The sequence below is a fragment of the Nocardia uniformis NBRC 13702 genome, from assembly GCF_001613345.1.
In the GTDB taxonomy this organism is placed as follows: domain Bacteria; phylum Actinomycetota; class Actinomycetes; order Mycobacteriales; family Mycobacteriaceae; genus Nocardia; species Nocardia uniformis.
Window position 1 is genome coordinate 47400 of record NZ_BDCE01000006.1, and the last position, 23313, is coordinate 70712.

The 23313-nt window shown below is 66.6% G+C and carries 18 protein-coding genes and 1 pseudogene; 10 read left to right on the forward strand and 9 right to left on the reverse strand.

The window, feature by feature from the left end:
* Positions 1-12: 12 nt before the first annotated feature.
* Positions 13-765: a LamB/YcsF family protein gene (locus tag NU1_RS01205; protein ID WP_067516435.1), complete on the reverse strand. Its 753-nt coding sequence runs from the start codon at positions 763-765 to the stop codon at positions 13-15.
* Positions 766-850: 85 nt separating this feature from the next.
* Here NU1_RS01205 and NU1_RS01210 point away from each other — a divergent pair, with 85 nt between their 5' ends.
* Positions 851-1756 (forward strand): NAD-dependent epimerase/dehydratase family protein, encoded by a 906-nt coding sequence (locus tag NU1_RS01210; RefSeq protein WP_067516437.1) that lies wholly within the window; start codon positions 851-853, stop codon positions 1754-1756.
* Positions 1757-1759: 3 nt separating this feature from the next.
* Here the strand turns inward: NU1_RS01210 and NU1_RS01215 are convergent, their stop codons facing one another.
* Genes NU1_RS01215 through NU1_RS01230 form a run of 4 tightly spaced genes read right to left on the reverse strand, consistent with a single transcriptional unit; the run spans position 1760 to position 4849 of the window.
* Entirely contained in the window at positions 1760-2866 is a 1107-nt protein-coding gene (locus NU1_RS01215; RefSeq protein ID WP_067516439.1) for a sulfate/molybdate ABC transporter ATP-binding protein, read from the reverse strand.
* Positions 2863-3681, reverse strand: a complete 819-nt coding sequence (locus NU1_RS01220; RefSeq protein WP_067516441.1) for an ABC transporter permease — start codon at positions 3679-3681, stop codon at positions 2863-2865. Before NU1_RS01220 ends, NU1_RS01215 begins: the two co-directional genes overlap by 4 nt.
* On the reverse strand, positions 3678-4454 hold the full coding sequence (gene modA / locus NU1_RS01225) for a molybdate ABC transporter substrate-binding protein (RefSeq protein ID WP_157551932.1): 777 nt from the start codon (positions 4452-4454) through the stop codon (positions 3678-3680). Before modA ends, NU1_RS01220 begins: the two co-directional genes overlap by 4 nt.
* Positions 4412-4849: a TOBE domain-containing protein gene (locus NU1_RS01230; RefSeq protein ID WP_067516443.1), complete on the reverse strand. Its 438-nt coding sequence runs from the start codon at positions 4847-4849 to the stop codon at positions 4412-4414. Before NU1_RS01230 ends, modA begins: the two co-directional genes overlap by 43 nt.
* A 255-nt stretch (positions 4850-5104) precedes the next feature.
* Here NU1_RS01230 and NU1_RS01235 point away from each other — a divergent pair, with 255 nt between their 5' ends.
* Positions 5105-5932, forward strand: coding sequence for a hypothetical protein (locus tag NU1_RS01235; RefSeq protein ID WP_067516445.1), 828 nt, complete (start codon positions 5105-5107; stop codon positions 5930-5932).
* A gap of 241 nt (positions 5933-6173) precedes the next feature.
* Here NU1_RS01235 and NU1_RS01240 read toward each other — a convergent pair whose 3' ends face one another.
* Entirely contained in the window at positions 6174-7658 is a 1485-nt protein-coding gene (locus NU1_RS01240) for a CCA tRNA nucleotidyltransferase (RefSeq protein ID WP_067516447.1), read from the reverse strand.
* Positions 7659-7820: 162 nt separating this feature from the next.
* Between NU1_RS01240 and NU1_RS01245 the strand changes: the two genes are divergently transcribed.
* The 8 genes and pseudogenes from NU1_RS01245 to NU1_RS01280 form a co-directional block, all read left to right on the forward strand.
* Positions 7821-8360, forward strand: coding sequence for an NUDIX hydrolase (locus tag NU1_RS01245; RefSeq protein ID WP_067516449.1), 540 nt, complete (start codon positions 7821-7823; stop codon positions 8358-8360).
* Positions 8357-10894: a DUF6049 family protein gene (locus tag NU1_RS01250; RefSeq protein ID WP_371859748.1), complete on the forward strand. Its 2538-nt coding sequence runs from the start codon at positions 8357-8359 to the stop codon at positions 10892-10894. The genes NU1_RS01245 and NU1_RS01250 overlap by 4 nt, the downstream gene beginning before the upstream one ends.
* A 473-nt stretch (positions 10895-11367) precedes the next feature.
* Positions 11368-15156 (forward strand): murein biosynthesis integral membrane protein MurJ, encoded by a 3789-nt coding sequence (gene murJ / locus NU1_RS01255; RefSeq protein ID WP_067516455.1) that lies wholly within the window; start codon positions 11368-11370, stop codon positions 15154-15156.
* A 247-nt stretch (positions 15157-15403) separates the two neighbouring features.
* Positions 15404-15985 (forward strand): RNA polymerase sigma factor SigM, encoded by a 582-nt coding sequence (gene sigM / locus NU1_RS01260; RefSeq protein ID WP_067516456.1) that lies wholly within the window; start codon positions 15404-15406, stop codon positions 15983-15985.
* Positions 15986-16177: 192 nt separating this feature from the next.
* Complete coding sequence (locus NU1_RS01265; RefSeq protein ID WP_067516457.1) at positions 16178-17068, forward strand: RsmA family anti-sigma factor; 891 nt, start codon at positions 16178-16180, stop codon at positions 17066-17068.
* 131 nt (positions 17069-17199) lie between these two features.
* Positions 17200-18183 carry a thioredoxin-disulfide reductase gene (gene trxB / locus NU1_RS01270; protein ID WP_067516458.1) on the forward strand — a complete coding sequence of 328 codons (984 nt, stop codon included), beginning with the start codon at positions 17200-17202 and terminating at the stop codon, positions 18181-18183.
* Between the two features lie 8 nt (positions 18184-18191).
* Positions 18192-18530 carry a thioredoxin gene (trxA, locus tag NU1_RS01275; RefSeq protein WP_067516577.1) on the forward strand — a complete coding sequence of 113 codons (339 nt, stop codon included), beginning with the start codon at positions 18192-18194 and terminating at the stop codon, positions 18528-18530.
* Between the two features lie 403 nt (positions 18531-18933).
* Positions 18934-20001 (forward strand): annotated as a pseudogene (locus NU1_RS01280) (N-acetylmuramoyl-L-alanine amidase); the annotation flags it as partial.
* Between the two features lie 60 nt (positions 20002-20061).
* Here NU1_RS01280 and NU1_RS01285 read toward each other — a convergent pair.
* The 3 genes from NU1_RS01285 to NU1_RS01295 form a co-directional block, all read right to left on the reverse strand.
* Positions 20062-20775 (reverse strand): GNAT family N-acetyltransferase, encoded by a 714-nt coding sequence (locus tag NU1_RS01285; protein WP_170264316.1) that lies wholly within the window; start codon positions 20773-20775, stop codon positions 20062-20064.
* Positions 20776-21242: 467 nt separating this feature from the next.
* Positions 21243-22265 carry a ParB/RepB/Spo0J family partition protein gene (locus NU1_RS01290; protein ID WP_067516461.1) on the reverse strand — a complete coding sequence of 341 codons (1023 nt, stop codon included), beginning with the start codon at positions 22263-22265 and terminating at the stop codon, positions 21243-21245.
* Between the two features lie 4 nt (positions 22266-22269).
* The gene (locus NU1_RS01295) at positions 22270-23301 is read right to left on the reverse strand and encodes a ParA family protein (RefSeq protein ID WP_067516462.1); all 1032 of its coding nucleotides are present in this window, start codon (positions 23299-23301) and stop codon (positions 22270-22272) included.
* Positions 23302-23313 lie beyond the last annotated feature (12 nt).

Below are 23313 nucleotides of genomic sequence, written 5' to 3' on the forward strand. Positions count from 1 at the left end.
CGCTGGCTCCGATCAGGTGAATGCGGTGACGGTAACACCGGCATCGTCCAGGGTGGCGCGAATGCGGCGAGCCATTTCCACCGCGGCCGGAGAATCGCCGTGTACGCAGATACTCGCCGCCCGCACGGTCACCGAGCCACCGTCCACGGTATTCGCCTTACCGTCGCGGGCAATCGAAAGCGCCTGCATAACTGCATCGTCGGGCCAGAGCACCGCGCCCGGCAGGCCGCGGGCGGCGAGGGCGCCGGATTCCAGGTAGGCACGGTCGGCGAAACCCTCACCCACGAAGGCGATCCCCGCGTCGCGTGCCGCCCCCTCCAATTCGGTACCGGCCGGACCGAGTAGCACCAGCCCGGAATCGAATTCGCGCATAGGTCCCACCACGGCCTCCGCCAGCGCCCGATCCGCGGCGGCGGCGTGATACAGCGCGCCGTGCGGTTTCACATAGCGCACCCGATCACCGGCCGCGCGGGCGAAGGCATCGAGACCGCCGATTTGATACAGCGTCTCGTCACGCAGCTCCTCCGGTGAGATCGCCAGGGCGCGGCGACCGAATCCGATCAGATCCCGATACCCGATATGCGCGCCGATCCGCACCCCCTTGGCGACCGCCAGCGCACAGGTGCGGCGCATGATCGACGGATCCCCGGCATGGAATCCGCAGGCGATATTCGCACTGGTCACAATGTCCAACATGGCCGCGTCGTCACCCATGGACCACGCGCCGAAGCCTTCACCGAGATCGCTATTGAGATCGAACGCCATAACTCAAGCATCGCACCCGAACGGTTTGTGACACAGTTCACTGTCCCAGGTGTCACGAATACCCCAGCCGGATTGTCCGATAGTCATGAACAACACCGATAAGAACATCCTGCTCGCCGGTGCGACCGGCGTCCTCGGCCGCCACATCGCCCATGCGCTGCGAGCGTCCGGGTACACCGTGCTGACACTCTCCCGTGGCTCGGACGCCGCCGTCCGAGCCGACCTGATGAATCGCGATCAACTGCTCCGCGCCGTCGAGGGACTCGAGATCGATACGGTGGTGCACGCCGCCACCGCCCTGCGTAAAGCCCCCATGCGGCACCGGGATATGTACGCCACCAATGACCTGCGCATTGCCGGAACCGAGAACCTCATGGCCGCCGCCCGGGCAGTCGGCGCGCGGCGCGTCATCGCCGAATCCATGGTGTTCGGCTACGGCTACCGCGATTTCGGTGATCACGTGGTCACCGAGGGCGATCCGTTCGGGACTCCCGGCGACAAGGCCGTGGCCCCGCACCTGGAAGGGATGCGCGTCAAGGAGGAGTTGATGCTCGGCGCCCCCGGTATCGAGGGAATCTCATTGCGGTACGGCCTCTTCTACGGCGCGGGCGGCACCGAGAACCTGGTCGACATGCTGCGCAAGCGGCAACTGCCCGCCGTCAATGATCACGGACGGGTGCTGCCGTGGGTGAATCTGGCCGATGCCGGGGCCGCCGTAGCGCTGGCCGTCGAAGGCGGGCGGCCCGGTAGCGCCTACAACATTGTCGACGACGCGCCCTCGGGTTTCGGGTCGCATGTGCGGCTGGTCGCCGAAACATTCGGCACGCCCACACCTTTCACCGTCCCGGCGTGGATGATGAAGCCGATGTCCTACGCGCACCGGATGACGAAGGCGAATATGCGCGTTTCCAATGCCAGGGCCAAGGCGGAACTGGGGTGGAAGCCGCAGTATCCGACCGTCACCGATGGACTGCGCGCCCTCGTCTCGTGACCGTCACCGCGAATAGACCTGGACCTCAGCGGCTTTCACCGAGAAGTACACCTGCGCACCCGGAGCCAGCCCGAGATCGGCCACGGCTCCGGGCGTGAGATCGGCGACCAGGCCACCGACCGGGCCATCGGCCCCGACCCGGACCGTGCCACCGCGATCACTCAACTCCGTGACCCGGACATGAAAGACATTGCGCGGACTGCCTTCCGGACGCTCCCGGTACACCGCGACGGCGGTGGGCGAGAACACCGCCGCGGCGGAACCGCCCGGCAACCACTCCGCCTCCGCGCGACCGTGCACCAGCACATCCCCGACCGCGACCGCGTGATTCGGCTCGATCGCCGCACCGGCGGCACCATTGGCGGCCGTACCCACAATCAGGTTCATTCCCGCGATCTGGGCGGCGAAGGTGCTGCGGGGGCGAGCCAGCACCTCGGCGACCGGACCGGACTCGACCACCCGGCCGGATTCCAGCACCAGCAGGCGGTCGGCCAGGGTGAGGGCGTCGATTATGTCGTGGGTGACCAGGATGGTGCAGGTGGGAGCGGTGGGGGAGGTACGCAGTACGCGACGCAGCAGGGTGCGCATGGCGGGGGCGGCGGTCACATCCAGCGCGGCCATCGGTTCATCGAGCAGCAGTACCCGGGGACGCACCGCCAGCGCGCGAGCCAGGGCCACCCGCTGGGCTTGACCGCCGGACAGCGTATCCGGGGATCGGCGCGCCCACTCCTGCGCATCGACCGCTCGCAACCACTCTCGGGCGATCTCATCGGCGGCTCGGCCGCGTAGGCCCTGACCGCGCGGACCGAATGCCACATTCGCCGCGACCGATAGATGCGGAAACAGCAGCGGCTCCTGCGCCAATAGCCCGACCTCACGCCGATGCGGCGGCACCGCAACGCCATTCGCGGTATCGGTCAGACTCCGACCGTCGAGCCGGACGGAACCAGTATCCGGGATCAACAGACCGGCGATAACATCGAGCAGCGTGGATTTGCCGGCGCCATTGGGTCCCAGCACCGCCAGTACCTCGCCGGCGGCCACCTCGAGATCGATCCGAAAGTCTCTGGCCGCCACCGCGGCCGTTACCCGCAGGCCCCGCTCGGTCACGACGGCCTCCCATTGGCCAACGCACCCATTCGGCGGTACGCGATCAGCACGATCGCCACCGCGACGAGTACCAGCAGCAGCGATAGGGCCACCGCCGCATCGGGATCGGTCTCCCGCGCCAGGTAGATCTCCAGGGGCAGCGTGCGCGTGCGGCCCTGCAGGCTGCCCGCGAAGGTCAGGGTCGCGCCGAATTCACCCAGGGCACGCGCGAAAGCGAGCACACCGCCCGAGATCAAGGCCGGACGCAGCAGCGGCAGCGTTACGCGCCACCACACCGTGGTCGGGCGCGCGCCCAGCGTGGCGGCTATGCGCTCGTAGCGGTCGCCCGCGGTACGCATGGCGCCCTCCAGGGTGATCACCAGGAATGGCAGTGCCACGAAGGCCTGTGCCAGCACGACCGCGGTGGTGCTGAAGGCGATACGGATTCCGGCCGCCTCCAGCTCCTGCCCCAGCAGACCCTGGCGACCGAAGAGGTACAGCAGCGCGAGACCGCCCACCACGGGCGGTAGAACCAGTGGTAGCAACACCATTGACCGCAGTATCGGCAGTATTCGCCAGCGCAGTCGCGCCAGCAGGATCGCCATCGGGACACCGAGGAGTACGCACAGCACCGTCGCGGCGAGCGCCGTCTTCAGGCTCAGTAGCAGGGCGTCCCGCGAGGCGGGCGTCGTAATGAGCCCGAAGAAGTTCGACCGGTCCACCGCTCCGGTCAAGGCCAGCAGTGGGCCTATGACCAGGGCGAAACCCAGCAATCCGGGTAGCAGCAGCCACACCGGAACACCGGGGCCCAGCGATATCGGTCGGAATTGTTTCACGGGGAACCGAACCCCGCCGCCGTCAGAGCCCGACGGCCATCGGCGCCGGTCACCAGCGCTACGAAGCCGCGTGCGTCCGATGTGCTGGTCGTATCCGACAGCACCGCAATGGGATAGGCGTTCACCACCGACGCGGATTCGGCGAACGGCACCGTCACCACCTTGTCACCGGCCTGCTTCGCATCGGTGACGTATACGACTCCGGCATCCGCCTGACCCGTGGTGACCTTCGCCAGGACATCGCTGACCGAGGACTCCTCGCTCACCGGTGCGATGGTTACCCCGGCGGCGCTGGTCACCTGCTCGGTCGCCGAACCACATGGCACCTGCGGCGCGCACACCACCAGGCTCAGGCCGGGTCGGGACAGATCCGCCAGTGACGCGATATGTTCCGGATTACCGGGCGGGGTCACGATGGTCAGCGCATTGGTCGCGAAGATCTGCGGCTGCTCGGTAATACGGCCGCCGGTGACCACCTTGTCCATATTCACCGCATCCGCGGTGGCCAGCACATCGGCCGGAGCGCCCTGATTCAACTGGGCCGCCAAATCGGACGAACCAGCAAAGGAGAACACCACTTTCGTGCCGGGATGGGTGTCCTCGTACTCCGCGCCCAGCTCGGTGAACACCTGCCTCAGCGAGGCGGCCGCGAAGACCGTGACCGTGGTGGCGTCGGAATCCGAAGAGCCGCAACCCGAGAGCGCCGCGACGCCGAGCAGCGCGAATGCGGTCAGCGCCGCACCGGAGCGGAAGCCTGTGCGCCCCCGCCGGATTCGCCGGCGGTCTCGACCACCACGGTGGTCGCCTTCACGCTCGCCACCGCCACGCTGCCGGGACGCAACCCCAGCTCCCGCACCGCTTCGCTGCTCATCAACGACACCACCGTGAACGGCCCGCATTGCATCTCCACCTGCGCCATCACCGTATCGGCCACCACGCGGGTGACCAGTCCGGGAAACCGATTGCGTGCCGAGCTGGCACTGCCCAGCTGTGTCCGGGGTGTGCGGGCCTGTTCGACGGCCAGGGCCGCCAGTTCCGCGCCGTCCACCACCAGGCGGCCCGCCTCGTCCTTATGCGCCGACAGCGATCCGGCGTCGATCCAGCGGCGCACGGTGTCGTCGCTGACGCCGAGTAGCTGAGCGGCGTCGCGAATACGGAGACTGGGCATGCGAGGAGAATATAGCCGCAGATGCGGATTTATCAACCAAATGAACCCGCAAATGCGGGCACCAGACGTCAGCGTGCGCCTCGCGCTGGATGCAGTACTCGACGACTGGTTTCGCAAGATTCGGGGTAACCCATGGGGTACGCCCAAAGTCGGTTCGGCACCCAGCCGCCGGCACGCGTGCACGACAGTCCACGGTCTCCGCGCCGGGCGCTGACAATTCGGGGAGGCGGGGGAGCCGGTACTCTCGGGGCAATCATGGCCACGTATTTCGATCCGAAGGCCTGGTCACCCCTGCGCGCGGTAGACCTGGGCATGGACCTGGGAAAACGCCTGTTCGACCAGAGTTGGCTGGATCAGTGGACCGCTTTCACCACCGCCTGGCTGGATCCGGTCGTCGACTTCGGCGCGGGCACCGTCACCGCCCTCATGCCCGATGTCCTGATGACCCTGCTGTCGGAGGGCATCCTCAGCCAGTTCGGCGGGCAGGAGGTGAACGCCACCTTCCTCGGCCATGACATGCGCGCCACCCTGCACACGCTCAAGGTGCGGCGACGCGGCGCGCACTTCCAATCGAAAATCGTGGTGACCGGACTGCATTGGAACGAGCATCCGATCGAGGAGCTCACCGTGATCGCGCACGGCGTGCGCCTCATCCCCGGCGCACCGACCAAAATCCGCTCCGCCCAGCTGGATCTGCGCGGCGTCATCGGTATCGACGCACTCACGCACTGGATCAATACCTGGCAGCCGGACTGGCAGCTGACACCCGCGCCCGGCGGAATGGTGTTGGCGCAGCACCGAAGACGACGGTTACGCGCACTCGCCACGGCGGAGGTGATCGACAATGTCCTCACCATCACCCTGCACCGCGCCAACTGGTGGGGCATCCGAATGCCGCGACGGGCGGTGCGGCTACAGCCGATCCCCCTGACCGACCTACCGAACTACGCGCGCATCACCCGCGCCCAAAGAGTCGGCGACTACGTACATTTCGAAGCCGACCTGCCGGGACTCACCGGATCGTTCGAACTGGCACAGATCCGCGACGCCATCGTCGCGGGCACAACCCTGATCGTCTTCTAAGCTCCCCCGCCTCTCCGCGTCTTCAGCGCGCGGCTGAGAGCCGTTGATATTCGTGCACGCGTGCCGGCGGTTGGGAGCCGAACCGATTCTGGGCGTACCCCACGAGTTACCCCGATCTCCCCCGCCTCCCCGAGACTTCAGCGCGCGGCTGAGAGCCGTTGACAGTCGTGCACGCGTGCCGGCGGTTAAGAGCCGAACCGATTCTGGGCGTACCCCACGAGTTACCCCGATCCTTACGAAATCAGTTGTCCCGTTCCGTATCTACTCGCGGGGACTGCTTCCACCAGGCGAGTAGCTCGGCTTCGGCTTCGTCGCGAGGGAGGGGTCCGCGGTCCAGCCGTAGTTCCTTCAGGAACTTCCAGGCCTTGCCGACGTCGGGGCCCGGCTTGATGTCGAGGAGTTCCATAATGGCGTTGCCGTCCAGGTCCGGGCGTACGCGCTCCAGGTCCTCCTGTTCGCGCAGGCGCTCGATCCGGGTCTCCAGATCGTCGTAGGTGGCTTGCAGGCTGGCCGCGCGCTTCCTATTGCGGGTGGTGCAGTCGGCGCGCACCAGCTTGTGCAGGCGCGGCAGCAGGTCACCACCGTCGGTGACGTAGCGGCGCACCGCCGAATCCGTCCACTGGCCCTTGCCATAGCCGTGGAAGCGCAGGTGCAGATACACCAGCCGTGCCACATCCTCGGTGAACTGCTTCGGATACTTCAAGGCGCGCATGCGCTTTCGCACCATCTTCGCGCCCACCACCTCGTGATGGTGGAAGCTCACGCCGCCGCCCGGCTCGTTCTTCTTGGTCGGTGGCTTACCGATGTCGTGCAGTAGCGCTGCCCAGCGCAATACCAGATCCGGATCGCCCTGCTCCTGGTCGATGGCCTGGCGCAGCACGGTCAGCGAATGCTGGTAGACGTCCTTGTGCTGGTGGTGCTCGTCGATCTCCAGCTTCATGGCCGGGACCTCCGGCAGCACCCGGTCGGCCAGGCCGGTCTCGCACATGATGTCGATACCCTCGATCGGGTACTGGCCACCGATGAGCTTGTCGAGTTCGGTGTGCACCCGCTCCGCGGTAATCCGGTCGAGCTCCGGAGCCATCGCGACAATGGCCTCGCGCACCCGCGGCGCCAGGTGGAAGCCGAGCTGCGACACGAACCGCGCACCCCGAAGCATGCGCAGCGGATCGTCCCGGAACGAATCCTCCGGCGCGGCAGGGGTATCCAGCACTCCGGCCAGCAGCGCTTCGATACCGCCCAGCGGATCCACGAACTCCAGCTCGCCGAGTGCGCCGATCCGCACCGCCATGGCGTTCACCGTGAAATCACGGCGCACCAGATCACCCTCGAGGGTGTCGCCGAAGGTGACCTCCGGATTGCGGGAAACCCGGTCGTAGCTGTCGGCGCGGAAGGTGGTGATCTCCAGCTGCTGCCCGTCCTTGGACGCGGTCACCGTGCCGAAGGCCAACCCACCGGTATCCCAGAGATTGTCCGCCCAGCCGCGCAGCATCTCCTGCACCTGCTCGGGGCGCGCATCGGTGGTGAAATCCAGATCCGTACCCAATCGACCCAGCACGGCATCGCGCACACTGCCACCCACCAGGTACAGCTGATGGCCGTGCGCGGCGAACAATTCCCCCAGCGGGATCAGTACATCGGACAGCCGTCCGAGCGTGATCGCCGCCGCCGCGAGCAATCGGGTACGGCGATCCTCGTTAGCGTCCTCAGACTTCGGCGAAACCACGAAGACGCAGCTTAATGGAGTCGGGCAAATCAATTACGGGCCCATCGTCCGCGCACCCGGGAAAGCGCCGACGACACCCCGCGCGGCACCCTCATCCAGCGACGTCACAGCAGCTCGACGCAGTGGGACGGCTCATCGGACTCGCACCGCTAGACTGACGCAGTGTCTCCGGCCGATCGCGCGAACAGTCGACGCCGCCAGCCCCGGCGCCGCGGTGGTTCGGCCGGTAGTGCGGCGAAACCACGCATGCGCACCGTGCGGGAAACCTCCGCGGGGGGACTGGTGGTGGACGGACTCGACGGTCCCCGTGACAAGGCCTCGGCCGCCCTCATCGGGCGCACCGACCGTCGCGGTCGACTGCTCTGGTCGCTGCCCAAGGGACATATCGAAGAGGGCGAGACCTCCGAGCAGACCGCCATTCGCGAGGTTGCCGAGGAAACGGGTATCCATGGCACCGTCGTCGCCGAACTCGGCAGTATCGACTACTGGTTCGTCACCGAGGGTCGGCGGGTACACAAGACTGTGCATCACTACCTCATGCGGTGCATCGGCGGAGAACTCTCCGATGCCGATGTCGAGGTCACCAAGGTGGCCTGGGTTCCGTTGAGCGAACTGGATTCTCGCCTCGCATACGCCGACGAGCGGAGGCTGGCGGAGGTGGCGAACCGGCTGATCGATCGGATGGAGAACGGCAGACAATGACGCGTGCGGGGTCTGGGCGTCCACAGAATATGGCGGCGGCTCACCCGACTCGAAGGACGCACCGCTGGATTCTGTCGCTCGTCGCGCTGATCCTGGCCGTCCTTACGACCGGTGTGTGCGCGCTGCCCGCCGCCGCCCAACCCACTGGCAACGGCACGGGGGCAGCAGGACCGAAATTCCTGAAACTGTCCCTGGATTCGGTGACGCCGACGGCGATCACCGAATCCAGCGACCCCTACTTCGTGGTGTCCGGCACCGTCACCAATATCGGCGACCGTGTGGTCGACGATGTCAGCGTTCGCCTGCAACGCGCCGCCCCGATCTCCACCGCGAGCGGACTGCGCACCTCGCTGCGGCTGGACCAGATCAACTACGACGTCGCCGGTGAGTTCCGGGATGTGGCCGACCGGCTCGAGTCGGGCCAGCGCAAACAGTTCAGCCTCACCGTCGCCCTGAGCGCGGATCCGGATCTGCCCGCGGATGTCTCCGCCCTCGATATCACCACGCCCGGGATCTACCCGCTGCTGCTGAATGTCAATGGTGAACCCGCCTACGGCAATCAGGCCCGCCTCGACGACGCCCGTTTCCTGCTGCCGGTACTCGGAATGCCGACCGCGACCGCGACCGCGACCGAACCGCCCGCGTCGCCGGCGGTTCCGATCTCCCCTGACGTTCCGCCGGTGGCCACCACCATGATCTGGCCGCTGGCCGACCGGCCGCGCCTGGTAGCGGGGATCCCGGGCTCGGTGGACAGCTACGCGCTGCTCACCGATGACGAGCTGGCCTCCTCACTCACCGTGGGCGGACGCCTCGACCAACTGCTGTCGGCCGTGGAATCCGCGGTGAAATCCGATGGCGGCCGCGACCTCGCCGGTGCGCTCTGCCTGGCCATCGATCCGGATCTGCTGCTCACCGTATCCGCCATGATCTCCGGGTACCGGGTGCTCGCCAGCCCGTCGGATCCCGATGGACCCACCCGCGCGGGTATCGGCACGCAATCGGCCGAGAACTGGCTGGACCGGCTGCGCACCCTAGCGCCGTCCATGTGCACGGTGGCCCTGCCCTTCGCGCAGGTCGACGAGACCGCGCTGGCAGCCGTCAATGATCTGACCCTCACCGACCGGGCCCTGAACGGCCCCGCCGATATCGTCGACTCACTGCTGTCGGTGAAAACACTGCGCGGGGTGAGCCTGCCCGATGCGGGCACCATCGATACCGACACCGCCAATCTGCTTGCCGGTCATGGTTTCACCACCACGGTGCTCGCCGATAATGCCGTGACACCCCTCGACGGGATGTCCACGGCCATCGGCGCCCGCCCGGTCGATGACACCCCCGAATCGGCCAACCCCGATGTGGTGCGACTGCCCGATGTCACGCTCGCCACCGCCGCGGACAGCCCGCCGCTCACCGATCCGGGCCTGCGGGTCGCGACCTTCGATATCTGGTCGGCCACCGCGCTGGCCGCCGTCGGCTCGCATCCGCCGACACCGTCGTTCACCCCGGAGCAGGTGCGCTACGACGTCACCAATGACTCCCGCGCCGCCCGCCTGCAGGATGCGCTGGGGGCCATCACCTGGACCGCGCTGAACCCGCAAGCCGACCGGCCACGATCGGCACTGTTCATGCCGCCGCAGCAGTGGGGCGCCAATCGCGACGAGGCCACCGCGCTGCTCGGCCAATTGAAGCTGCTGTTTCGCAATAATCTCGCCACCCCGCGCACCTTCGCGGACCTGATCGCCCAGCCCGCCGAGGCGCAGTCGTACGAACTGAACTACCTCACCAAGGCCGCCGATGAGGCGGTGCCGCGCGAGTTCGTCGATCCGGTTCGGGCACAGGCGCATCGGATCACCGAACTGATGACCGCGCTCGCGGAGGTACCGCAGCAGGAACTCAGCCCGCGTGCCTTCCTGACGCCGCTGCGCGACGACCTGATCCGGACGCTCACGCTTTCCGACCGGCGCAGCGGCGGCCAACCCGACACCATGGCGCAGCGCCGCCTGGAACAGACCACCCACACCGTCGACGAGCTGTATCAATCGGTCAGTGTGCTGCCTCCCGGCGGTGTGTACACCCTCGCCTCCGAACAAAGCCCGCTGCTGCTGGTGGCCCGCAACGACCTGCCCGTCGCCATTCGCGTCGAATTCCGCATCGACGCGCCCGCCGAGACGAAGATCACCGAAATCGGCGAACAGGTGCTACCCGCCAAGGGAACTCGCTCCTTCCAGATCCCGACGGAGGTGAGCGACAGCCGAAACCTGGTGATTCCCATCGCGCTTACCACACCCGACGGCGTGCCGCTGGGCAATGCGGTGACGGTATCGGTGCGTTCCAACGCTTACGGTCAGGCGTTGGCAATAATTACCGCGTGCGCTGGTGCACTGCTGCTCCTGCTGGCCGGTCGTCGTCTCTGGCACCGGTTCCGCGGGGAGGCGGACCCGGCGGACGAGGGGTTCGACCCCGAGACGCGACGCCGGGTGAACAGGTTCCGGCGGGCGCGTAAGCGGGAGATGCACAGACAGGAGGACCGATGAGCGAGCATGGTGGACCGCCACGCTCATCGGGCCGAGAACCCGAGGGGACGCCACAGCGGCGCGCCCCGTCAGCACCCTGGGAGCGCGGCGTGGGACGACAACCCGGTGGGCCCGGAGTTCCGCCGGGCCGCCAGCCCCGGCCCGGTCGACCGCAACCGGGTCCACCTCAGCCGCAACCGGGTCAACCGTCCGGTCCGCCGCCGGGGCGGCCGCGACCGCCCGAGGACGGGCCGATTATCCGGCGGCCCGCCGGACCACCTCCACAACCGCAACCACGACCGCGATCCCAACCCCCGCAGCAGCCCCCACCGCGACCACGGCCCGCACCACCGGCCGGTGTGCCGCCCGAGGAGCGCTTCCACTGGGGACATCAGAATCAGTCGGGACAACGACCGCCGGGACCGGGGCCACAGCGCTACCCGACCCCGGCGTCGGATCGGCAGCGCCCGGTCGGCCAGCCACCGCCACCGCGGGTGCCGCCCACCGCCGCAGCCGTCCGAACGGCGACGAAGAACGATAATTCGAACTCCCGCCTGGTGAAGGAATCCGGGTCCATCGCATTCGCGACCCTGATCAGCCGGATAACCGGCTTCGGTAAACAGCTCCTGCTGCTCACCGTGCTCGGCCCGGCCATCGCCAGTGCGTACACGGTCGCGGCCACCATGCCGACCATGATTTCCGAACTGCTGGTCGGCGCGGTCCTCACCGCCATCGTGGTGCCCACCCTGGTCCGCGCCGAAAAGGAGGATTCCGACGGCGGTGCCGCCTTCGTCCGGCGGTTGTTCACGGCCGCCCTCACGGTCCTGATCATCGGCGCCACCCTGGCCACGATCTCGGCACCACTGCTGGCCAGCCATGTCTTCCTGTCCGACGACGGCCGGGTGAATACCGCGCTGACCACGGCGCTGACCTTCATGCTGTTGCCCGCCATCGTCTTCTACGGCATTACGGCACTGCTCACCGCGATTCTCAATACCCATCAGGTGTTCAAACCCGGTGCCTGGGCACCGGTACTCAACAACGTCGTGGTGCTGGTCGTCCTCATCCTGTACGTGGTGACACCCGGTGAGATCAGCCTCGATCCGGTGCGGATGGGCGAGCCGAAACTGCTGCTGCTCGGCCTCGGTGTGACATTCGGTGTGATCGTGCAGGCGGCGAGTCTGCTGCCCGCCATCCGTCGCCAGGGCATCGATCTGCGACCGCTGTGGGGGATCGACGCCCGGCTCAAGATGTTCGCCGGAATGGGCGCGGCCATCATCCTGTACGTCGGAATCAGCCAGATCGGCTGGACCATCGCCACCCGCATCTCCTCGCACTACGACATCGCGGGTCCGGCGATCTACCAGAACGCGTGGATGCTGCTGCAACTGCCGTACGGCGTGCTCGGCGTGACCGTGCTGACCGCGATCATGCCCCGGCTCAGCCGCAATGCCGCCGACGACGACACCCCCGCCGTGGTCGACGACCTGGGTGCGGCGACCCGCCTCACCATGATCGCTCTGGTTCCGGTCGTCACCTTCCTGACCCTGGCCGGATCACAGATCGGCGAGGCCCTCTTCGGCTACGGCAATTTCAGCGGCGACGCGCAACGCCTCGGCGAAGCGGTGTCCTGGTCGGCCTTCACCCTGATCCCCTACGCCCTGGTGCTGATTCACCTGCGGGTCTTCTACGCCCGCGAACAGGCGTGGACGCCGACCTGGATCATCCTCGGCATCACCACCGTGAAGGTCATCTGTTCGGCGCTGGTGCCCATGGTCCTGGGTGCCGACAAGGTGGTCGCGGGGCTCGGCCTGGCCAATGGCATCGGCTTCATCACGGGCGCGGTAATCGGCGGCTGGCTGCTGCACCGCAGCCTCGGTGACCTGCGCATGACCAATGTCGGGCGCACCGTATCGCGCGTCGTGCTGGCCTCGCTGGCGGGCGGCGCGGTCATGTTGATCGTGGACAAAGTGCTGGGGCTGCACCGGCTTTCGGACTCGTTCGGCGGCACCGGCTCGCTGGTCCGGGTCGGCTTCACCGCCATCATCATGTTCGGTGTCGCACTCGGACTCATGCGACTGGCGGGCATTCCGGAGGTCGTGGCCATTACCGTCGCCATCTCGCGCCGTCTGGGCTTCACCCCGCCCGCACCCGACCTCGATCTCGAAGGTCCGGGCGACGACATCGACCCGACCACCATGCTGCCGAGGGCGGATCTGCGAGCCTCGCCGTACTACTACCGGTACGACCCCTACCTCGACGCGCAGACCATGGTGCTGCCCGCGATTCGGTCCGATGCGGTTGACATCACCGGGACTGGACAGTTCCCGTACCCTGTTGCGCAGAGAAACGCAACCGCCGGATCCGGCGTTCGCGGCGAGGTCGGTTCGGGTACTCGCGCAATGTCGGAGGCCGATGATCGCGTCCCCGGCGAGGTGAGTCCGGCGCCGACACATCGGACTTCGACTTATTACGGCGAAGGAGGAACGAGGGTGAGCGACGACGCGGCGGGCGTACCGGCCGCCGACTCTTCAGCGTCCGGAGGCGGACTCTCGACCGATGTTCCCCCGGCGCAGGATTCGGCCGGAGACGCATCGGAGAGAGACTCGGAGCAATACGCCGAGTCCGGCCCGGACCAGCAAGAGCGGCAACCGGATTCGAGTTCCGAGGCTCCGGCCGATCCAACCCAGACCGGTGTGATGCCCATGCCACCCCTACGGGTGGAGGCGCCATCCAAGCGAATTCAGCGCGGCCCCAAGCTGCTTCCGGGCGCCTCCGTGGCGGGCGGGCGGTACCGACTGCTGGCCGGTTGTGGCGGCGCTCGCGGACTGCGGTTCTGGCAGGCCCTGGATGTGAAGCTCGACCGCGAGGTCGCGCTCACCTTCGTGGACGCCGACCAACAGGCCGCCGAGAACTCCGGACACGATGGGCCGCAGGCGATTCTGTCGCGCACGCTGCGACTCGGCCGGATCAACTCACCGGGCCTGGCCCGCGTCCTCGACGTGGTGCGTGGTTCGTCCGGCGGCATAGTGGTGGCCGAATGGACCCCGGGCCGATCGCTACGCGAAATGGCCGAGACCCAACCCTCACCGATAGGAGCCGCACGCGCCATCCGGGCGCTGGCCGCGGCGGCCGAAATGGCGCATCGCGGCGGCGGATCGCTATCGATCGACCATCCGGACCGAATTCGGATCAGTGCCTCCGGTGACGCGGTACTCGCGTTCCCCGGCACCCTCGGCGATTCGGACGCCCAGTCCGACGTGCGTGGCCTCGGCGCCATGCTCTACGCCCTCACCGTCGCCCGCTGGCCCATTCGGACCGGTGGCGTGACGGGTAGCGCGGCTACCGTCGGCGGGCTCCGGCTGGCCGATTTCGGGCCGGACGGAACTCCCGTGGAGCCCCGGCAGATTCGGCCCGAGGTGCCCTTCGAGATCTCCGCGGTCGCGGTGCGGTCGTTGGAATCCAATAAGGGTGTGCGCACCGCCGCGACCGTCCAGCACGTGCTGGAACAGGCGTCGGTGGTCGATCAGAAGACCGACTTCATCCCGGTACTCAGACTCGGGCAACGGCCACCCTCCGTGCCCGACGAGACCCTGGCAGATCCGGAACTGCTCGCCGCCGAGAAGGAACGCTCGCAGCGGATGATGTGGATTCTGGTCGGTCTCGGCGTACTCGCCTCGCTGGTGGTCGGCGTCGTAATCTGGTGGCTGCTGAGCATTTTCGCGCCCGGCGCCTCCGATCAACCGCTCAATGAACAGCGCAATATCGGTCTCACCACGCCCAGTTCGGCACCTGCCGTCCCGGGCGCGGCCCCGACGTCCGACGCCCCCGCGGTGGCGGGCGGAGTGCCGGTGCCGGTCACCGGGATGTCGGTGTTCTCACCGGAGGGCACGCCGGACGGTATCGGCAGCGTCTCCGGTGTGCTGGACAATGATCCGGCCACCGTCTGGCGCACCGACCAGTACTTCCAGCAGTTCCCGGCCCTCAAGAAGGGGGTCGGGGTGCTGGCCACCCTGGGCAGCCCCAGCAAGCTCACCAAGGTGGTCATCGACTCACCGACCCCCGGCACGCAGGTGGAGATCCGCACCTCACCGACCGCGGCGCCGACCATCGATCAGACTCAGCTGATCGGGTCGGCGGCGCTCGGCCAGGGCGTCACCGAAATTCCGGTTCAGGGTGACCAACCGGCTCGCTACGTTCTGATCTGGATCACAGCACTGGGTAATTCAGGGGGACAGTTCCAGTCGGCCATTGCCGACGTGTACTTCGAAGCCGCGCCCTAGTCGCGCCGGACAGCGGCCACCAGGCTCGCGCAGCTCCGCCCACAGGTTCGCGTAGACAGTGTTCATGGAAAGAGCGGAGTCTCGCTCAGATCCACCTCCGGCCGTGACCGCACCGGCCCGCCCGATTCGCCCGAACCGGCCCCTAGCTGCGAATTTATTGCCGGGATCGTTGCTACCGAATCGTTATCTTGGATATGATCATGCCTATTCTCGCCGCTGTCGGGAGCGCCGGTACTAGGGGTTCATATTGTCCTCTCAACCGAATAATCACCTCGGGGAAACCTCCGATCACGCTCTGCTCACCGCCCACGCCGGGGGCGACCGGCACGCGTTCGCCGAACTATTGCGCCGCCACCGAGACCATCTGTGGCAGACCGCCGTACGCGCGTCGTACACCCCCGAGGATGCCGCCGACTCACTCCAGGAAGCGCTGCTCTCCGCACACCGCAAGGCCGCTGGTTTCCGCGGCGACGCCGAAGTGCGCAGTTGGCTGCACACCATAGTTGTCAACGCGTGTCTCGACCGGATACGCCGCAACAAGCTGCGTCGCACGGTACCGTTATCGGACGAGACGCTGCCCGAACCCCGTTATGCCCGAGACGATTTCGCAGCCGTGGAAATGACCCTGATCGTAGACGCGGCATTATTCGTACTACCCGCTGATCAGCGCACCGCCCTGGTCGCCGTCGAGCTGGAAGGCTATTCGGTCGCGGATGCCGCAAAGCTGCTGGGCGTCCCGGAGGGCACCATCAAGAGCCGGTGCTCCCGTGGACGGCGGCGACTCGAAGAACAACTGAAATCGTTGCGCGATGGCGGGAACCGTCAGTAGCGCATATGCGTCACTAATAGAAGCGAAGTGAATGTCGATATTCCCGCAGACCCACCGATACGGGTCCGCGAATTCCCGTGGCAGGCCCGACCCGGAGGGGCTATGGACGAGCAAGGCAGGCCAGCAGCACGTCGACGGCCGACACGGGCCGACGAATGGGGGAGCGAGATCCCCGAGAGGACGGGGGGAGTGATGGCTACCGACACCGTGCCGCAGCCTCCATACTCGACCGAACTGCTCGCCGACCTGCACGCCGGCAATATGCCCGACCACCTCTCCCGACGGCTGTGGCCGCAGGTGCGTCGCGATCCCGACGCCATGCGCTATCTGCACGCACTCGACCGGGTCAATACCGATCTGCACGCGCTCGGCCGTGACGAGCGCATCATCCACCCCATGCCCCTCGAGGTAACCGCCCGGCTCGATCACCTGATCGATGACCTCGCCGCCGCCACCGCCTCCGATCAGAACGAACGAACAGCCACCGTGCACCGCATTCATCCCGACCGCGCACCCGCGGCCACCGCGCCCATGCCCGCACTCTCCGCCTTCGATACCGGCCAACTCTCGGCCGCCGATATCGAGGGCAGCGGATTCGACAACCACGAATTCGATACCGACAGCTCGGAGTTCGACGCTGGTTCGGAGTTCGACGACACCGTCCGTGAACCGGCGACCTGGTCCGGCCCGCTGCGCTGGATCACCGCCGCGGCCGCCGCCATAGCGGTGATCGCGGGCACCCTGGTGGCCGTCGACGCCGTTCGCAGCCGGGAAGCCACCCCCGTCGCCGCCCCGGCCCCCATAGAACTGTCCACCGAGCTCCCGCCCACCGACGTCCTCACCGCCATGGGCCGCAATGACGTCACCGGCCCCCTCGCCACCCGCGAGGCCCTCAGCGGCTGCCTGACGGCCGCCGGTCTGGACCGCGCCATCCTCGGCTCCCGCAATGTCACCTTCGCCGGCCAGGCGGCCGTCCTGGTTCTCCTCACCGGACCGCAGGCCCCCCAGATCACCGCCGTCGTGGTCGATACCGCTTGCGGTCCAAGCGATCCCCGTCTGCTCGCGCGTGCGGATATCGGCTGAGGGCGATATCTCGGCTGATCACGACTGAGATCCGGCACACCCCGTCACGCCCGCTCCGAGGGGGCGGGAACAACAGCGTTTACCCTGTTGTTGACCGACACGCTGAGTTTCACACTGCCTCGGAGGGCCCATTGAGCACGTCAGTTCGCGACCTGATCATCGTCGGTTCCGGGCCTGCCGGATACACCGCCGCCGTCTACGCGGCGCGCGCCGAACTCGAACCCATCCTCTTCGAGGGCACCCAGTTCGGCGGCGCGCTCATGACCACCACCGAGGTCGAGAACTTCCCTGGCTTCCGCGACGGCATCATGGGCCCCGACCTCATGGAGGAGATGCGTGAGCAGGCCAAGCGTTTCGGCGCCGATATCCGTACCGAGGATGTCGACGAGCTGGACCTGACCGGCCGCATCAAGAAGGTCGTGGTCGGCGGCGAGACCTTCGAGGCCTACGCCGTCATTCTCGCCATGGGTTCAGCGGCCCGCTACCTGGGCGTCCCGGGTGAGCAGCAGCTGCTGGGCCGCGGCGTCAGCGCCTGCGCCACCTGCGACGGCTTCTTCTTCAAGGGCCAGGACATCGTGGTGGTCGGCGGCGGCGACTCCGCCATGGAGGAGGCGACCTTCCTCACCAAGTTCGCCTCCAGCGTCACCATCGTGCACCGCCGCGAGGAGTTCCGGGCCTCCCGCATCATGCTGGAGCGCGCCAAGGCCAACGACAAGATCCGCTTCCTGCTCAATTCCGAGATCACCCAGGTCAACGGCGAAAACAGCGTCAGCAGCCTGACCGTGCGCGATACCAGGACCGGCGAGACCTCAGAACTGGCCGCCACCGGCCTGTTCGTCGCCATCGGCCACGATCCGCGCAGCGAACTGGTGCGCGGCCAGGTCGACCTCGACGGCGAGGGTTACGTGCGGGTCCAGGGCCAGAGCACCTACACCTCGCTGCCGGGTGTGTTCGCCGCCGGCGACCTCGTCGACCACACCTACCGGCAGGCCATTACCGCCGCCGGCACCGGCTGCCGCGCGGCCATCGACGCCGAACGTTGGCTCGCCGACCAGGGCGATATCACCAGCAACACTCTCGAACACGCCGGTCAGCCGGTTGAAGTCAGCAACTAGGAGAAATGATGTCCGACGCCAAGACCACCGCGACCATCACGGTCACCGACCAGACGTTCGCCGACCAGGTGCTCATCAATGAGAAGCCGGTACTGGTGGACTTCTGGGCAGCCTGGTGCGGTCCCTGCAAGATGGTGGCCCCGGTGCTGGAGGAGATCGCCGCCACCCACGGCGACAAGCTGACCATTGCCAAGGTCGATGCCGACGCCAATCCGGAGACCTCGAAGCACTACGGCATTTTGTCGTTGCCTACGATGGTGCTGTTCCAAGGCGGCAAAGAGGTCAAGCGGATCGTCGGCGCAAAGGGCAAAGCGGCCCTTCTGCGTGAACTCGACGGTGTCATCTGACGACGCGCCGTAGGATGCCTGGACCCCTCGGAATTGCCGAAATTCGGTCCGGGTCTGAGACAATCAGCCGACGCTCCGGTCGTGCGAAGGTTGAGATCTCGCATGAGTGGGTACCCGGGTTGGCGGAAGGAAAGGGCTCTCACGCATGCACCGACTTCGTCACGGCGATACTGGACCAGCCGTAGCAGAGGTTCGGAGCACCCTCGCAAGTCTCGGGTTCCTACATACTCACCCCAATGGCGAACCGCTCGGTCGCGGTGTTGTTTCGAGCGACCTGCGAGTAGTCGCAAGCGGTGTCGTTTCGAACGACCTGCGAGCAGTCGCAAGCGGTGTTGTTTCGAACGACCTGCGAGCAGTCGCAAGCGGTGTCGTTTCGGGCGATATGCAAGGTGAGTACTGGAAGGATTCGGACGCTGTCTTCGATCACGATCTGGATTCCGCGATACGTGCTTTTCAGCAGTACCGCGGTCTCCTGGTCGACGGAGTCGTCGGTCCGGCAACCTATCGGTCGCTGAAAGAAGCGTCCTACCGCTTGGGCGCCCGAACTCTCATCTACCAGCTGTCGGCACCGCTGTATGGGGACGATGTCGCCACCCTGCAGCGGCGGCTACAGGATCTGGGCTTCTATGTGCATCGGGTGGACGGCTTCTTCGGACCGCACACCCATGACGCGCTCACCTCGTTCCAGCGTGAGATCGGCTTGGCCTCCGACGGCATCTGCGGACCGGATACGCTGCGCTCCCTGGATCTATTGGGAGCACGTGTCACCGGAGGCAACCCGCACCGCATTGCCGAGGAAGAGGTGGTGCACCGGGCCGGGCCGCAGCTGACCGGTAAGCGCATCGTCATCGATCCCGGCCTCGGCGGACCCGATAAGGGCTTTCGAGCGCCGACCGAATTCGGTGATGTGTACGAGTCGGAAATACTGTGGGACTTGGCATCTCGGCTCGAAGGCCGAATGGCGGCCACCGGTATGGAGACCTTCCTGTCGCGGCCGTGGGGCGCCAATCCCTCCGATGCCGAGCGCGCCGAAACCTCCAATACCTTCGATGCGGATCTGATGATCTCGCTGCGCTGTGCCAGCAATCCGAGTTCATCGGCGAGTGGGGTGGCGAGCTTCCACTTCGGCAATTCGCACGGTTCCACCTCGATGATCGGCCAGGTGCTGGCGGGGTTCATCCAGCGCGAGATCGTGGCGCGAACGTCATTGCAGGACTGTCGCACTCACGCCCGTACCTGGGACCTGTTGCGGCTCACCAAGATGCCAACCGTCCAGGTCGATATCGGTTATCTCACAAACGATTACGATTCCTCGGTACTCACCAACCCGCGGATGCGCGACGTGATCGCCGAAGCCATTCTCATCTCGGTGAAGCGGCTCTACCTGCTCGGCCAGGACGACCAACCCACCGGCACGTACACCTTCGCGGAACTGCTGGCCGAGGAATTGGCCGCCGCCGACCGTATGTAGGCCGGTAGCGAAAAACGAGCCCCCCAGGGAAACCTGGGGGGCTCGACTTCTTATCAGGGGTCAGAAGCAGAGGACGCGGTTCGGCTGGGTCATCGCCGCCTCCGCCAGCAGCTGGTCGAGGGCACGCTCGACATCTTCCTTCCACAGGTGGTCGCTATCGAGTTCCAGGCGCAAGCGCGGGAATCGGTTATGGGCGGCAACGACTTTGAATCCGACATCCTCCAGGAAGTCGGCCTCGATCATGCAGGCGTCCGGTGTACATCCGTCCGTACCGCGTGGGGGAGTGGAGATGCGCTCCATCAACCGCATGGATCCGAGGGCCCGATCGGCCATCGAATTGCTCGGTGGTTCCTTCCGAATCCCGAAGGCCTCGATGGCCCGTACCCCACGACGCATCAGATCGCCCACCACGGCCTGAATCAGCTGTTGGGCTATATCGGCGTCCTGATAGGGGGATTCGGCCCGCAGCGTGGTCAGCAGGACAGCATCCGGGCTCACCGGTGAGGTGGGGAACAGTCCGGCCCGCGGCGAAGCGCTCGGCGGCGAATACAGCGCGCATCCGGCGGACTGGCCGTCCACCAGAGCCACCTGCCCACACGAACCCCATTCGAGCAGGACCGTCGACAGCCAGGCCTCCTTCTCGAAGACCGGATCGCTGAACGAGTAGGAATCCGCCGCGACCGCCGGATCGATCTCCCAGAACACACACCGCCGGGCGTGGCCCGGAAGTTTGTCGAGTCCGCCAAGGGTAAGTGCGGTAACGCTGGTCGACACCGCGCTCATCCGCCTCTCCGTGACTTCAGCGCCCGGCCGATAGCCGTTGCCAGTCCCACACGCGTGCCGGCGGTTGAGTGCCGAACTCCCCCGCCTCCCCGAGACTTCAGCGCCCGGCCGAGAGCCGTTGCCGGTCCCGCACGCGTGCCGGCGGTTGAGTGCCGAACCGATTTTGGGCGTACCCGACGAGTTACCCCGGCTCGCCCGCCTCTCCGTGAACTCAGCGCCCGGCCGACAGTCGTTGCCGGTCCCGCACGCGTGCCGGCGGTTGAGTGCCGAACCGATTCTGGGCGTACCCGACGAGTTACCCCGACCCTTACGAAATCAGCTGTCACCTACCGAACCTTTCCGCTGGGTCATCGGCGAACATCGCCTCGCGTCCATTCTGATCCATGGGGTGAGACAGCTCGCCGGAACCCACCGCTCAATCATGCCGTCACAGTGACGTTTCTCCTCGAGGCCCAGGGTTAGAGCTTTGTTTGCTCCATCAGACTGACAATTCGCTCCAGATCGTCGATGGAACCGAACTCGACGGTGATCTTGCCCTTGCGCTTACCGAGTGCCACTGTGACCCGGGTGTCGAAGGATTCCGATAGCCGTTCCGCCACGTCCTGTAGACCTGGCATCTGGATCGGCTTCCGCTTCGGCGCCGGGGGAGTGGCGGCGACATCCGGGTTCCGATTGGCCAGGGTGACGGCTTCCTCGGTAGCCCGAACCGACAGACCCTCGGCCACGATCCGTGCCGCGAGCGCCTCCTGCGCTTCGGCGCCGGCCTCCAGTGCGAGCAAGGCGCGGGCATGTCCGGCGGATAGCACTCCGGCCGCGACCCGACGCTGCACCGGAATGGGCAACTTCAGCAGGCGAATCATATTCGTCACGACCGGACGGGAGCGGCCGATTCGCGCTGCCAATTCTTCGTGGGTGACGCCGAATTCCTCCAGCAGTTGCTGATAGGCGGCCGCCTCTTCGAGCGGGTTCAGCTGAACGCGATGGATATTCTCCAGGAGCGCGTCCCGGAGCAATGACTCATCGGCGGTCTCACGAACAATGGCGGGGATAGCGGTGAGTCCCGCCTCCTGGCTGGCCCGCCACCGCCGCTCGCCCATAATGAGCTGATACCGCGGTGTCGGCAGGGTCTCCACCTGACGCACCACGATCGGCTGCATGAGGCCGAACTCCTTGATGGAGTGCACCAGTTCGGCGAGCGCCTCTTCCTCGAAAACCGAGCGCGGCTGCTTCGGGTTGGGCTCGATCTGATCCGGCGGGATCTCCTTGTACGTCGCTCCCGGTCCGTCTCCATCGGCCGGATCGGGGACGCGATGCAGGTACGCCGTAGCGGGCTGCGGCCCAACCGGATCCAGGCCGATGACGACATTGGCGGCGGCGCTGCCGAGTCCCTGGGTAGCGCCGAGTCCCTCGGTGGCCGCGGGTCCGGTCGGGATCAGCGCGGCGAGACCGCGTCCCAATCCACCTTTCTTCGCCTGACTCATCGGCCTATCGACCCCTCTCCTCAGTGGTTTCGCCTGCGGCTGCCGACCCCTCGAGGACGGCCCGCGCGGCGAGCTCGCGCCCGGCGTCGAGGTAGCTCATCGCACCTCGGGAACCAGGATCGTAATTGAGCACCGTCATGCCGTAGCCGGGAGCTTCGGAGACCTTGACGCTGCGGGGGATGACCGACTTCAGTACCGCGTCACCGAAGTGGGTACGTACTTCATCGGCCACCTGGTCGGCCAGTTTGGTGCGGCCGTCGTACATGGTGAGAACGACGGTGGAGACATGCAATTCAGGATTGAGATGCGACTGCACCAGGCTGATATTGCGGAGCAGCTGACCCACACCCTCCAGCGCGTAGTACTCACACTGAATGGGAATCAGCACCTCCTTGGCGGCGACCATCGCATTGACGGTGAGCAAACCCAGCGACGGCGGGCAGTCGATCATCACGTAGTCGATGTCGTACCCGGCGAGGTTGGCCTCCTGGATGGCGGTCTTCAATCGACTCTCGCGCGCCACCATCGAAACGAGTTCGATCTCCGCGCCCGCGAGGTCAATGGTGGCCGGAATGCACATGAGCCGTTCACTGTGCGGGCTCTGCTGAATGGCGTCGCCGACCTTGACCTCGCCGATGAGCAGTTCGTAGCTGGAGGGCACCCCGGAGTGGTGCTCGACGCCAAGCGCGGTGCTGGCATTGCCCTGCGGGTCGAGATCGATCACCAATACCCGCATGCCCTGGATGGCGAGGGCGGCGGCGAGGTTCACCGTGGTGGTGGTCTTACCGACGCCACCCTTCTGATTCGCGATGGTGATGACGCGCTGTTCGCGCGGGCGGGGAATGTCGGCCGTGCCCGGGTGCAGAATCTGGCTGGCACGCTGAGCTTCCGCCGCGATGGGGGTGTCGGCGGGGGAGATATTTCCGAACGAGGTGCGGCCGAACTCCTCAGCCCCCAGGATTTCGGTATCCAGCAACCCCGGCACCCGCGACGTTGTTTCCCGTGAAACATTCGCTTTCGCTGGACCGTTCGACATACAGGCTCCTAA